General features: G+C 61.5%; 11 protein-coding genes. All 11 read left to right on the plus strand.

Annotated elements, in window-relative coordinates:
- Positions 1-10: 10 nt before the first annotated feature.
- The 11 genes from ABD937_RS03485 (at position 11) to ABD937_RS03535 (ending at position 13,028) form a co-directional block, all read left to right on the plus strand.
- Positions 11-1,003: an NAD-dependent epimerase/dehydratase family protein gene (locus ABD937_RS03485; protein ID WP_345253433.1), complete on the plus strand. Its 993-nt coding sequence runs from the start codon at positions 11-13 to the stop codon at positions 1,001-1,003.
- Complete coding sequence (locus ABD937_RS03490; RefSeq protein WP_345253435.1) at positions 1,000-2,139, plus strand: N-acetyl sugar amidotransferase; 1,140 nt, start codon at positions 1,000-1,002, stop codon at positions 2,137-2,139. The genes ABD937_RS03485 and ABD937_RS03490 overlap by 4 nt, the downstream gene beginning before the upstream one ends.
- The gene (gene hisH / locus ABD937_RS03495; RefSeq protein WP_345253436.1) at positions 2,136-2,741 is read left to right on the plus strand and encodes an imidazole glycerol phosphate synthase subunit HisH; all 606 of its coding nucleotides are present in this window, start codon (positions 2,136-2,138) and stop codon (positions 2,739-2,741) included. Before ABD937_RS03490 ends, hisH begins: the two co-directional genes overlap by 4 nt.
- Position 2,742: 1 nt before the next feature.
- A complete protein-coding gene (locus tag ABD937_RS03500) occupies positions 2,743-3,513 on the plus strand; it encodes an AglZ/HisF2 family acetamidino modification protein (protein ID WP_345253437.1) in 771 nt (256 codons plus the stop codon).
- 70 nt (positions 3,514-3,583) lie between these two features.
- Entirely contained in the window at positions 3,584-4,828 is a 1,245-nt protein-coding gene (locus tag ABD937_RS03505; protein WP_345253438.1) for a glycosyltransferase family protein, read from the plus strand.
- Between the two features lie 2 nt (positions 4,829-4,830).
- Entirely contained in the window at positions 4,831-6,330 is a 1,500-nt protein-coding gene (locus ABD937_RS03510; RefSeq protein ID WP_345253440.1) for a lipopolysaccharide biosynthesis protein, read from the plus strand.
- 9 nt (positions 6,331-6,339) lie between these two features.
- Positions 6,340-7,506: a glycosyltransferase family protein gene (locus tag ABD937_RS03515; RefSeq protein ID WP_345253442.1), complete on the plus strand. Its 1,167-nt coding sequence runs from the start codon at positions 6,340-6,342 to the stop codon at positions 7,504-7,506.
- Positions 7,507-7,517: 11 nt separating this feature from the next.
- Positions 7,518-9,365 (plus strand): asparagine synthase (glutamine-hydrolyzing), encoded by a 1,848-nt coding sequence (asnB, locus tag ABD937_RS03520; RefSeq protein ID WP_345253443.1) that lies wholly within the window; start codon positions 7,518-7,520, stop codon positions 9,363-9,365.
- 166 nt (positions 9,366-9,531) lie between these two features.
- Entirely contained in the window at positions 9,532-10,425 is an 894-nt protein-coding gene (locus ABD937_RS03525) for an NAD-dependent epimerase/dehydratase family protein (RefSeq protein ID WP_345253444.1), read from the plus strand.
- Complete coding sequence (locus ABD937_RS03530) at positions 10,410-11,855, plus strand: NDP-hexose 2,3-dehydratase family protein (RefSeq protein ID WP_345253445.1); 1,446 nt, start codon at positions 10,410-10,412, stop codon at positions 11,853-11,855. Before ABD937_RS03525 ends, ABD937_RS03530 begins: the two co-directional genes overlap by 16 nt.
- Before the next feature lie 198 nt (positions 11,856-12,053).
- On the plus strand, positions 12,054-13,028 hold the full coding sequence (locus ABD937_RS03535; RefSeq protein ID WP_345253447.1) for a Gfo/Idh/MocA family protein: 975 nt from the start codon (positions 12,054-12,056) through the stop codon (positions 13,026-13,028).
- Positions 13,029-13,098 lie beyond the last annotated feature (70 nt).

A 13,098-nucleotide genomic window follows, 5' to 3' on the forward strand; every position in this document is an offset into this window, starting at 1 on the left:
GAAAACGTACATGGAATTAAGAAATCACTATGAAGAGATGCGCGGCACCCGCGTGCTCGTGCTGGGTGGGCTCGGCTTTATCGGGCACAACCTCGTGAAGACCCTGGTAAATGAATACGACTGCGCGGTGATCTGCCTCGACAACGGCAAGAACGCCAGCGTGGAGAGCATCGCCCCCGTGCGCAACAAGGTCCGCTTTGTGCAGGCCGACGTGCGCGCCCTCGACACCTGGAAAGAGCTGATGCACGAAGTGGACTATGTGTTTCACCTCGCCTGCATCCAGGTGGCCCACTCGCACGTGGAGCCGATGGAAGACCTCGACGTGAATGCGCGCTGTGTGCTCGAGATGCTCGAGTATATCCGCAGGAACGACCTCCGCAACATCCGCCGCTTCGTGTACACCTCGTCGTGCTCGGTATACGGCTACTCCTCCAAGCTGCCCGTGGCCGAAACCGACCCGGTGAACCCGCTGAGCCATTATGCCGCCACCAAGTACCTCGGCGAGACCTACACGCTGATGTACAACATGCTCTACGACGTGCCCACCGCCTCGATCCGCTACTCCAACGTGTACGGCTACGGCCAGAGCACGAAGAACCCGTATTGCGGCGTGCTCGGCAAGTTCATCGACCAGGCCATCAAGGGCGATGAGCTGACGGTGATCGGCGACGGCGAGCAGACCCGCGACTATACGTTCATCGACGATGCCATCGACGCCACCATCCTGTCGGCGGTGCACCCTAAGGCACTCGGCGCCGTGTTCAACGTAGCCACCTGCCGCGAGCTCACGGTGAACGGGATCGTGCACATCCTGAAAGGACACTTCTCCAACCTGAAAACGCAACGCGTGCCGGAGCGTCATATCGACAACATCCGCCGCCGCGTCATCGACATCGAGAAGATCCGCCATACGCTCGGCTGGAACCCGAAGGTGACCGTGGAAGAAGGCATCGAGCTCACCATCAAATCCCTCCAGGAAGCTAAATCCCTCCAACCCTCATGAAGATCTGCAGCCGCTGTATCTACGACGAGCGCGTAGCCCGGATCTCCTTCGACGAGCAGGGGGTGTGCAACTATTGCAAAATGTCGGACGGGCTGAAGGAGCAATACAAGACCGGCACTCCCGAAGGCGAGGCCGCGCTCATGGCCTACATCAGAAAGATCAAAGCCGAAGGCAAGGGCAAGAAGTACGATTGCGTGATCGGCCTTTCGGGCGGTACCGACTCCTCCTACATGCTGGCCAAGGCGGTGGAGTGGGGCCTGCGCCCGCTCGCCGTGCACTTCGACAATACCTGGAACTCCGCCATCGCTACCGAGAACATCCGCAAGGTGACGAAGGCGCTGGGTGTGGACCTGTCGACCCTCGTGGTGGACAACAAGGAAATGGACGACATCACGCGCTCGTTCTTCCTCGCCAACGTGCCCGAGCTCGATTGCCCCACCGACATCGCCCTCGCCGAAACGCTCTACCGCGCCGCTTCGAAAGCCGGCGTGAAGTATATTCTCGAAGGCCACTCCTTCATTGCCGAGGGCGTGAGCCCGATGGGCACCAACTATTTCGACGGGAAGTACATCTCCGACATCCACCGCCGCTTCGGCAAGCGCCCGATGAAGACCTTCCCGAACATGAACTTCGCCTCCTTCATGAAGTGGGTGCTGGTGAAGCGTGTGAAGAAGATCCGGCCCCTCTGGTACATCGACTACTCGAAGGAAACGGCCAAGGCCTTCCTCGCCGAAAAGTTCGGCTGGCAATACTACGGCGGCCACCACCTCGAGAACCGCATCTCGGCCTTCACCTACTCGGTGTACAAGCCCGTGAAGTTCGGCGTCGACGACCGCAACTGGACCCTCGCCGCCGCCGCCCGCAACGGCCTCATGCCCCGCGAAGAGGCACTCGCTATCTACCGGAAGCCCATCGAGCCCAATCCCGAGCTCGTGGCCTACTTCCAGAAACGCACCGGCTTCTCGCCCGAGGAGTACGACCGCATCATGACCGGCGAGAAGAAGAAATACACCGCGTACAAGACCTACAAGAAGCGCTTCGAGCGCCTGCGCCCGCTGTTCTATATGCTCGCGAAGGCGCAGCTCGTTCCGATGAGCTTTTACATCAAGTACACCTCCAAAACCGAAGGCGCGTGACGACGATCGTGGATTACGGCCTGGGCAACCTCGGCTCGGTGCTGAACATGTTCAAGAAGATCGGCGCCCCCGCGCAGATCACGGCTGACCCCGACGTACTGGCAAAAGCGGAAAAGGTGCTGCTCCCCGGAGTAGGTGCTTTCGATGCCGCCATGGAGCGCCTCAACGGCACGCCGCTGCGCGAAGTGCTCGACCACAAGGCCCTCGTGGAGAAAGTACCCACGCTGGGCATCTGCCTCGGCATGCAGTTGCTGACGAAGGGCTCCGAGGAAGGCGTGCTGCCCGGCCTCGGGTGGATACCTGCCTTCACACACCGCTTCCCGCCCGCCGAGGGACTGAAGGTGCCGCATATGGGCTGGAATGGCGTGAAGCCGGCCACGCCGAGCCCGCTTACCGCCGGATTCGATCCCGAATACCGCTTTTACTTCGTGCATTCCTATTATGTAAAGGCCGAAGACCGCCGGAACGCCATCCTGGAGACGACGCACGGCGTCACGTTCGACTCGGCGCTGCAGCAGGGCAACATCTTCGGCGCGCAGTTTCACCCCGAGAAGAGCCACCGCTTCGGGATGCAGCTCTTTAAAAACTTCGCCGCCCTCTGATATGCTCCAGACCCGCGTCATCCCCTGTCTCCAGCTTGTGGGCGAAAGCCTTGTAAAGACCGTGCGCTTCGGCAAGTGGGGCTATATCGGCGACCCGGTGAATACGGTGCGCATCTTCAACGAGCTGGAGGTGGACGAGCTCGCCTTTGTCGACATCCGCGCTTCGAAGGAAGGGCAGGAGCCCAACTACGCCGTATTGAAAGAGATCGCCGACGAGTGCTTCATGCCCCTTAGCTACGGCGGCGGCATTAACTCGGTGGAGAAGGCCCGCCGCGTGTTCGGCCTCGGCTTTGAAAAGGTGATCCTCAACACGGCGGCGTTCCGCAAGCCGGCGCTCATCGCCGACATCGCCGCGATCTACGGGTCGCAGGCCGTGGTGGTGGCCGTGGACGTCAAGAAGAATTTCTGGGGTAAGTACGAGGTCTACAGCCTCTCGGGCACCGTCAACGAAAAGAAGGACCCCGTAAGCTGGGTGCAGGAGGTCGAAAAGCAGGGCGCGGGCGAGATCCTGCTCACCTCGATCGACCGCGAAGGCACCTGGAAGGGGCTCGATACCGACCTCGTGCGCCTCGTAACCGCCAATACCTCGCTGCCCGTGATCGCCCACGGCGGCGCCTCCTCGATCGAGCACATCGGGGCGGCGGTGCATGGCGGCGGTGCATCGGCCGTGGCCCTCGGCTCCATGGTCGTGTACCAGGGCAAGGACCTCGGCGTGCTGGTCAACTTTCCCGACCGGCAGAAGCTGGCGGGGATGCTCAGATCTCAGATCTAAGATTTCAGATCTGAGATGTTAGATCACTGTATTTAATCAGAATTAGCGTCCCTTCGGGGACCATAAGCATATGAGAATTTTTGTCGGTTGTGTGGAGATCTGCGGGCTGGTGACGCTTTACGCCAATGAGCTGAAGCGGCAGGGGCACCAGGTAACCACCTGCGCCAACACGAAGCACCGCTTTTTCCCGGACCACCACTACGACCTGCTCAGCGACCGCTGGGCCGATTACGTGCTGGGCCGGGATACCGACGTGCCCTTCGGAACGCCCAACTCGCTGCTGAACCAGGCGGCGCTGAAGCTGCGCGTCACCACGCCGCTCTTCGACGGGCTGGTGACGAAGCGCATCTTCGCCGAGCACGACGTATTCATTTTCATCTGGGCCGGCTGGTACCTGATGCGCCATGGCAAGGACCTCGAGGTGCTCAAGAAGATGGGCAAGAAGGTGGTGTCGATCTGCGTAGGCTCCGACGTGCGCTACCCGCAGGCCTTCGAGCAGGAGTTCGGGCTGCCGGTGAAAGACTGGCCGGCCGTGTACCAGCAACCCTTCGCGCACTACCTGCGCCTCCTCCGCCAGGTGGAGCTGCACAGCGACCTCATCTACTCCCTGCCCGACCAGGCCGGGCTCGCGATCCGGCCCTACGATCACTTCCCGATCCCGCTGGAGCTCGACCAGTATAGCTTTCACTACCCCGACCGCGACGTGCCCGTGATCGTGCATGCGCCCTCGGCGCCCGCCATCAAAGGCACCGACGTCATCCTGGGCGTATTCGACCGGCTCAGGTCCGAGGGCATTGCCTTCGACCTGCGCTTTATCCAGAACATGCCCAACAAGGAGCTCCGGGCGCTGCTCCGCGATTCGGACCTGCTGGTGGACGAGCTCATCCTTCACGGCCCCGGCATCCTCAGCGTGGAAGGCATGCTCACCGGCAACGCCGTGGCGACCCGCTACTACGGCGGCTCCCCCGGGTTCTTCCGCCCGCCGGTATGCCCCATCGACCACGATAACCTCTACGACGTGGTGAAGCGTATGATCGTTGACAAGGAGTTCCGCCGCGAGCGGGCCTACGCGGGCCGCGCCTGGGCCGAGCAGCACAACGACGTCGGCCGCATCACCTCGGGCATCCTGACCCAACTGCAGGAGGGAGCGACTGCATGTCCTTACCAGCCGCTGTTCTTCCGGGACCACTTCGTGCTTCCGAAAGGCGAAACAGCATCGAACACCGATAAACGACTGACGAGGGCCGTGGCGGAAAAGTGGATGCCCGACTTCGCGCAACATAAAAAGAGCCTCGAAGCAAGGGGCCTTATCTGAGGATGCTGAAGCACTTCAAGCAACTGGCGGGCGACAGCCTCATCTACGGACTCTCGAGCGTGATCGCCGGGCTCATCTCGCTGTTCCTGGTGCCGGTGTACGCGCGCATCTTCACCCCGGCCGACTACGGCATCGTGAACCTGGTGAACGTGACGTTCTTCCTGCTCACGATCTTGGTGGTGTTCGGGCTTGATGCGGCCGTGGCCGTCTGGTTCTGGGAGCACCCCGAAGAACAGGAGCGGCGCAGCACCTTCGCCTCGTGGTTCTGGTTCCAACTCGGCGCCGCCGGGCTTTTCGGGGCGCTCATTTTCCTCAGCGCACCCCTGCTGAGCCGCGCCGTGCTGTCGCGACCCGACCTGGGCTACCTGTTCCGCATCATGGCGGTGAACCTGCCCTTCGTGACCACCCACCGGCTCCTGATCAACTGGTATAAATACGGACGCAAGCCGGTGCCGACGGTGATCTTCACGCTGCTGGTGAGCCTGACCATGATCGGCGCGAGCATCGTGCTGGTAGCCTGGCTCCGCATCGGCGTGTCGGGGGTGTTCTGGGCGCAGCTGCTCTCCTCGGTGCTGGGCGCCGCTATCGTACTTGCACGGATGGGAAGCTGGCTGAGCGTCCGCCACTTCAGCCGGGAGCGCCTCCGCGCCATGCTGCGCTTCAGCGCGCCGCTGGTGCCCGCCGCGCTCTCGTTCTGGGCCCTCGGCAATGCCGGCTCCTATGCCCTCGAGCACCTGAGCGCGCAGCGCACCACCGAAGTGGGCCTTTACCAGATCGGGGTCACCTTCGCGGGGCTGGTCAACATCATCGTGATGGCCTTCAACCAGGCCTGGGCGCCGTTCGCGCTTTCCATCGCGCGGCAGCCCGACCACCGCCAGGTGTATGCCCAGGTGTTCCTGGTGTACATCACGGCCGGTTCGGTAGCCGCTGCGGGCCTCTGGATCTTTGCACCCGAGGTGCTGCGGCTCTTTACCACGGCGCCCTACTACCCGGCCGCCGGCGTCGTGGGCATCCTGGGCTGCAACGTGTTCCTGATGGGCATTGCCAACATCACCACCATCGGCTGCAACCTGGCCCGCACCAACAAGCCCTATGCACATGCCGTGGGCATCGCCTCGGTGCTGACGGTGGCCCTCTACTTTGCCCTGGTGCCGCCGCTGGGCCGCGCCGGCGCGGCCTGGGCTACGCTCGCCGGCTCGGTGGCCCTCAATATCTATATCGCGCGGGCCGCGCAGCGCCTCTACCCGGTGCCCTACAACTGGACCCGCGCAGGCGGGCTGCTGGCGGTGGCGGCGGGGGCCGTGCTGCTGGCGGCGCCCGGCGTCAACGGCCTCGAAGGCACCGGGCTCCTCGCCGCGAAGATGGCTATCTTTGCGCTCCTGATCGCTGCGGCAGGGCTGCTCAACCGGGGTACGCTCCGCCGGCTTGCTGCCGCCTTCAGGGCCCGCCGCGCCACCGGCAACCCGGCAGCCGAGCCCGCCTCCGCCGCCACCGACCCTTAAACACACAACATGAAAGGCTTACTTATATTCCCGATCATCCGCGACCTCAACAAGGCCGACGGCATCGTGGTCAAGAACCAGGGCATCCGCGACGGATTCATCAAGAATGGCGTCGACATCGATGTGATCGAGTTCTACTCCACCGGCATCCACCTCAACGGCAAGCCCTTCTACGCTTTCCCCTCCGGCAAGTACGCACGCATCTACCGCTACCAGGTCACCGGCTGGAAAAAGATCCGCCAGCATGTGAAGGCTAATTCCTACGACTTCATCTGGTACCGCACCCCGATGGTATTCAAGCCCATCGCCGACTTTATCCAGGGCCTGCGCCGCGACCATCCCAGGGCGAAGATCATCCTCGAGTACGGCTACTACCCCTACGTGAACGAGCTTTCGAAGATGAAGAAGGTGCTCTACCGCCTCAACCGCGGCAACGAGCTCCGCGCCCACCGCAATGCCGACTTTACGGTAACCTATGCGGGCCAGGACTTCGTGGACAACCTCCCCAATATTCCCATCAACAATGGCATCGAGCTCGACAGCCTGCCCGTGGTGCAGGTGAAGACCGACGTGCGCCAGCGCGTCAACTTCATCTCCGTGTCGAGCCTCAAGAAGTGGCATGCCTACGAGCGCCTCGTGGCCGGCATGCCCGCCTACCTCAAGAGCCCCGGCGCCATCCCGGTCCACTTCAACATCGTGGGCATGGGCGCCGAGTACGACAAGATCAAGGCAATGGTAGACGAGTTCCAGCTGGGCGAATACGTCACCTTCCACCACTTCAAGACCGGCGCCGAGCTCGACGCCGTCTATAACGACAACCACCTCGCCATCGGCACGCTCGGCTTTCACCGCATCGGCATCACCTTCTCGAGCTCGCTGAAGAACCGCGAGTACTTCGGACGCGGGTTGCCCATCGTGGTGTCGACGCCCGACGAGGACATGCCCGCCGACCTGCCTTACGTGCTCTACGTGCCCGAAGGCGAGGAGCCGGTGGACGTGGGCGCCCTCGTGCAGTTTGCGCAGCGCGTGCACAGCACCACGGACATGAGCCAAACCATCCGCCGGTATGCCGAGGACAACGTGTCCTGGGCCTCCAAGATCCGGATGGTGCTCGATTACCTGAAGCGTCCCGCCGAAGCGGGCGCCGCCGCGCGCACCCCCGCGGCACACTCTTAAACCAACAACCTATGTGCGGAATCGCCGGATTTTTTACCCAGGGCAACACGGAGCTCCAGCTGAAGGAAGCGACCGACACCCTTGTGCACCGCGGCCCCGACTCGGGCGGCTATTTCTTTGAGGATTGCGGCATCGGCCTCGGCCACCGCCGCCTCTCCATCATCGACCTCTCCGAAGGCGCCAACCAGCCGATGGACTCGGCCAACGGGCGCTACGTGATGATCTACAACGGCGAAGTGTACAACTTCGAAGAGTTGCGCGCGAAGCTCCCTGGCCACGCCTGGAAGACGCACGGCGACTCCGAAGTGGTGCTCGAACTCTTTGCGCACTACGGCGCCGAGAGCTTTGGGTGGCTCAACGGCATGTATGCCGTGGGCATCTTCGACAAGCAGACCCAGAAGCTGACGCTGGCCCGCGACCCAGTGGGCATCAAGCCCCTGTATTACTACTACGACGGCAAGTCCTTCGCCTTCTCTTCGGAGCTGAAGTCGATCAAGCAGCTGTACCCGAACCTGCCGGTGAACCGGGAGGCCATCGCGTACTTCCTGCACCTCGCCTACATCCCGGTTCCGCTCACGATCTATAAGGACGTCTATAAGTTTCCCTCGGGGCACTATGTGGAAGTGTCGGTGGCCAACGGCAAGCCGGAGCTCTCCGATATCACCGCATTCTGGAACGTGAAGCAGCACATCAAGCCCGGCACCATCACCGACGAGGCACAGGCGAAAGGGCAGCTGAAGGACATCCTCTTCGGCGCCGTGAAGCGCCAGCTCATCTCCGACGTGCCCTCGGGTACCTTCCTCAGCGGCGGCATCGACTCCTCCTGCGTCACGGCCATCGCGTCCAAGGTGTCGGACACGAAGATCAAGACCTTCTCCATCGCGGTGGTGGACGGTAAGGTGAACGAGGCACCCTATGCGGCGGCCATCGCCAAGTACCTCGGCACCGAGCACTACGAGCTGCCCATTCACCAGAAGGACATCCTCGACATGGTGCCCGACCTGCTGAGCGTGTACGACGAGCCCTTCGGCGACACGTCGGCCTTCCCGACGATGCTCGTGAGCAAGCTGGCCCGCCAGCACGTGACCGTAGCCCTCTCCGGCGACGGCGGCGACGAGCAATTCTACGGCTACGGCACCTACACTTGGGCCCAGCGCCTCGGCAACCCGATGCTCCGCGCCCTGCGCCGCCCGCTCTACGCCGCGAGCCGCCTCGCGCCCGACTACTACAAAAAGGCCGGCCGCATGCTCGGCTACGAGAAAAGCGGCCTCCTGAAAAGCCATATCTACGGGCAGGACTACTTCCACAGCCATGAGCTGAAGCAGCTGCTCACGTTCAACGGCTACTCCTTTGATGCCCTGAACCAGGACATGGACGCCGCCCGCCCGCTGACGGTGCGCGAGCAGCAGTCGTTCTGGGACATGGCCTACTACCTCCAGGATGACCTGCTGGTGAAGGTTGACCGTGCCTCGATGAAGTACTCGCTCGAGACGCGCGTGCCGCTGCTCGACCTCGAGGTGCTGCAGTTCTCGCTCAACCTCCACGAGAGCCTGAAGGAGAAGAACGGCGAGCGCAAGTACCTGCTGAAGCAGGTGCTCTACGACCTCGTGCCCGCGTCCTACTTCGACCGCCCGAAATGGGGCTTCGGCATCGCGCTGGACAAGGCGCTCCGCGAAGGGCTGCGCCCGCTGGTGGAGCAGTACCTCACCAAGGCCGTCATCGAAAAGCACGGCCTCGTGCACGCCGGCCCCGCGCTGGCGCTGAAGGACCGCTTCTACAACAAGGGCGAAAACTCCTCCTACTTCCGCCTCTGGCTCCTCACCGTGTTGCATTGGTGGATGGAGGAGAACGTAAAGTAGTTTATTGGTCTATTAGTTTATTGGTAAGAGCCGCTCCGGTGCTCCTTTCTTTACGGTAGCGGCCTTTGTTCATATCCTGATAAAACTGGATTCGTTACTTGCGTCTGGCCTACAAGGTTTGAGCATACGGAATTAGCACATCAGCACATTAACTCATTAGCACATTATGCGAGTCGCTGTCTTCGGTTGCAACGGTTATCTCGGTCAGCACCTTGTGCACTACCTGCTGCACGAAAAGGGCGCAGCCGTGACCGGTTTCGACATACAGGTGGCCTACGCGGGCACGGATGCGATCGCGTACCGCGCGATGAACATCACCGACGCGGCACAGGTGGCCACGCTGGAGGAAGGATTCGATACGCTGTTCTACTTCACCGGCCTTACGGGCACCGACGTGTCGTTCGAGAAATACGAAGCGTTCGTGAAGGTGAACGAGCTCGGGTTCCTGCACCTGCTGCAACACCTGCGCGGCTTTACAAAGCGTCCGAAGATCGTATTCCCCTCCACGCGCCTCGTATACAAGGGTGTTACCGGCATGCCGCTGAAAGAGGAGGCCGAGAAGGAGTTCAAGACGCTCTACGCTTCCTCCAAATACAACGGCGAGCTGTACCTCGACATGTACCGCAACCTGTTCGGCTTCGACTATACGGTGTTCCGCGTGTGCGTGCCCTACGCCAACCTCGTGGCAAAATCCTTATCCTACGGTACCATCTCGTTCTTCCTCGACCGCGCGCAGAAGGGCGAGCCCATCACGCTCTTCGGCGACGGCGCCCTGAAGCGCACCTTCACGCACGTGCACGACATCTGCCGGCAGATCGTGGAGGTGGCGGCACTCGACGGCAGCAACGGCGAAACCTTTAATGTTGATGGCGAAACGTATTCGCTCAAAGACATCGCCACCATGATCGGCAACAAGTACGGCGTGCCCGTACAGTTCGTGCCCTGGCCCGAGAAGGCCCTCAAGCTCGAGTCGGGCGACACCATTTTCAACGGATCGAAGATCTCCTCCCTTTACCCCCATACCACCACTTACGCTCTTTCCGAATGGATACACGCTTAAGCAAGCAAGACTTCAACCAGAATGCCGAGCTGCTCTTCCTGCGCTCGGCGCTCACCCTGGAGAACCCCTTCAACAGCACGCAACAGGTGCTCGAGTGGGTGCAGGAGCGCAACCGGCAAGTGACCGTTAACATCAGCCGCATTCCCTTCAGCGAGATGCGCAACTGGTTCATCGACGAGCAGCAGGTAAAGCTGCAGCACTCCTCCGGCTCCTTCTTCTCCATCGAAGGCATCAACGTGCGCACCAACGCCGGTCCCGTCTCTGATTGGGACCAGCCCATCATCAACCAGCCGGAGATCGGCTACCTGGGCATCATTACGAAGGAATTCAACGGCATCCTCTACTTCCTGCTCCAGGCCAAGATCGAGCCCGGCAACGTCAACAACGTACAGCTGAGCCCGACCCTGCAGGCCACCAAGAGCAACTACACCAAGGTGCACCAGGGCAAGACGCCCAACTACCTCGAATACTTCACCGACCGCGGCCGCTGCGAGATCCTGCTCGACCAACTGCAGTCGGAGCAGGGCGCCCGCTTCCTGAAGAAGCGGAACCGCAACATCATCATCCGCACTTCGGAAGACATTCCCGTGCTCGAAGACTTCTGCTGGCTCACGCTGGGCCAGATCAAGGAGCTGATGCGGATGGACAACGTGGTGAACATGGACACGCGCACGGTGACCTCGGGTATCTCCTTCGGGGCGCACTCCAACGAGACGGTGCAGTTCTACAACCTGCTCAACGCCACCCGTACTACTACGGGTCCGCGCTTTCTTTCGTCGGAGCTCAACGCCGAAGTGGCGCTGCATTCCTTCGACGCCATCATCCACTGGTTCACCAACCTGAAGGCCCGCTACGACCTCAATATCAAGAGCCTGCCGCTGCAGGCCGTGCGCGACTGGGTGATCGAGGAAGACCGGATCCGCCATAAAGACGACAAGTACTTCCGCGTCATCGGGGTACACGTGGAGATCGCCAACCGCGAGGTCACGAGCTGGGATCAGCCCCTCATCGAGCCGGTGCAGGAAGGCGTATGTGCCTTTGTGGTGAAGGAGATAAAGGGGGTGCTCCACTTCCTGGTGCAGGCCAAGGTAGAAAGCGGCAACTTCGACATCCTGGAGATGGCCCCCACCGTGCAGTGCCTCACCGGCTCCTACCGCGACCCCAACTCGCTGCAGAACCTGCCCTACCTCACCTATGTGCTCGACACGCAGGGCACCGTGATCTACGATGCGCTGCAATCGGAAGAGGGCGGCCGTTTCTACCGCGAGCAGAACCGCAACCTCATCCTGCTCGCCGGCGACGACTTCCCCGAGGAAACGCCGGAGAACTACATGTGGATGACGCTGCACCAGCTCAAGACCTTTATCAAGTTCAACAACTATCTCAATATCCAGGCAAGGAGCCTGATCTCGGCGATCTCGTATACGTGAGCGGGTGAGCAGGTGAATAAGTGAGCGGGTGAATAAGTGAGCAGGTGAACAGGTGAATCAGTAGACGCATGACAAACGGCGCTCACCCGCTCACCCGCTCACCTGCTGACCCGCTCACCCGCTCACCCGCTCACCCGCTCACCCGCTCACTACATCATACATCATACATCATACATCTTACATCACACATCCTACATCATGAAATGGGGCATTCTCGGGGCTGCGAACATCGCGCTCCGCTCAGTGATACCGGCCATCAAAGGCATCGAGGCCAACGAAGTAGTGGCCATCGCCAGTCGTAGCCAGGCTACGGCCGATGCGGCCGCGCAGCCCTTCGGCTGTGCCGGCGTGGAAGGCTATCAGGCTTTACTGGACCGCAACGATATCGAGGTCGTCTACATCCCCCTGCCCAACAGCCTGCACTACGAATGGGTGACCAAAGCCCTCGAGGCCGGCAAGCACGTGCTCGTGGAGAAGTCGGCATTCGTGAACCTTCGGGAAGCGGAAAGCGCGGTGGCGCTCGCGCGCAGCAAAGGACTCGCCATCGTGGAGAACTTCCAGTTCCAGCACCACAGCCAGCACCGCACCGTGAAGGGGTTGCTGCAGGACGGCGCCATCGGCGAGCTGCGCTCCATCCGCTCCTCCTTCGGCTTCCCGCCCTTCGGCGGCGACGCCAATATCCGCTACAAGCCGGAGCTCGGCGGCGGCGCCCTCCTCGATTCGGGTGCTTACGTGCTGAAGGCCACCAGCTTCCTGTTCGGCGGCAATTTCGAGGTACAGGCCGCGCACCTAACCTACAACGAACAATACGGCGTGGACTGGTTCGGCGGCGCCTTTCTCGTAGACAAGGAGCAGGGCCTCTTCTCGGAGGTAGCCTGGGGTTTTGAGAACTTCTACCAATGCAACTACGAGCTCTGGGGCTCGAAAGGAAAGCTCACGGCCACGCGTGCGTTTACGGCGAAGGCGGACTTCAAGCCTTCGGTCATCCTCGAGCAGAACGGCAAGACTGAGGAGCTCGTGCTCGAGGCCGACGACCATTTCCACAATATGCTCACGCATGTCAACCGCATCGTGGCTGAAAAGAACACCGAAGAGGAACTGAACAAGATCCTCGTGCAGGCGCGCCTCCTCGACGGGGTGCAGCGGCTCGGCGGGTTCAGAACAATGGGGTAATGGGGGGATGGGAGAATGGGGTAATGGATGAACCCCCTCACATGAGAGTAGCCATTTTTTTGGGACGATA

It is taken from the genome of Flaviaestuariibacter amylovorans (genome assembly GCF_039541815.1).
In the GTDB taxonomy this organism is placed as follows: domain Bacteria; phylum Bacteroidota; class Bacteroidia; order Chitinophagales; family Chitinophagaceae; genus Flavisolibacter; species Flavisolibacter amylovorans.

Bases quoted from the DNA above. Each gene is read 5' to 3' on its own strand.
- asnB (WP_345253443.1), top strand. From the start codon at position 7,518: ATGTGCGGAATCGCCGGATTTTTTACCCAGGGCAACACGGAGCTCCAG.
- ABD937_RS03510 (WP_345253440.1), top strand. From the start codon at position 4,831: ATGCTGAAGCACTTCAAGCAACTGGCGGGCGACAGCCTCATCTACGGA.
- ABD937_RS03535 (WP_345253447.1), top strand. From the start codon at position 12,054: ATGAAATGGGGCATTCTCGGGGCTGCGAACATCGCGCTCCGCTCAGTG.
- ABD937_RS03515 (WP_345253442.1), top strand. From the start codon at position 6,340: ATGAAAGGCTTACTTATATTCCCGATCATCCGCGACCTCAACAAGGCC.
- ABD937_RS03530 (WP_345253445.1), top strand. From the start codon at position 10,410: ATGGATACACGCTTAAGCAAGCAAGACTTCAACCAGAATGCCGAGCTG.
- ABD937_RS03500 (WP_345253437.1), top strand. From the start codon at position 2,743: ATGCTCCAGACCCGCGTCATCCCCTGTCTCCAGCTTGTGGGCGAAAGC.
- ABD937_RS03525 (WP_345253444.1), top strand. From the start codon at position 9,532: ATGCGAGTCGCTGTCTTCGGTTGCAACGGTTATCTCGGTCAGCACCTT.
- ABD937_RS03490 (WP_345253435.1), top strand. From the start codon at position 1,000: ATGAAGATCTGCAGCCGCTGTATCTACGACGAGCGCGTAGCCCGGATC.
- ABD937_RS03485 (WP_345253433.1), top strand. From the start codon at position 11: ATGGAATTAAGAAATCACTATGAAGAGATGCGCGGCACCCGCGTGCTC.
- ABD937_RS03505 (WP_345253438.1), top strand. From the start codon at position 3,584: ATGAGAATTTTTGTCGGTTGTGTGGAGATCTGCGGGCTGGTGACGCTT.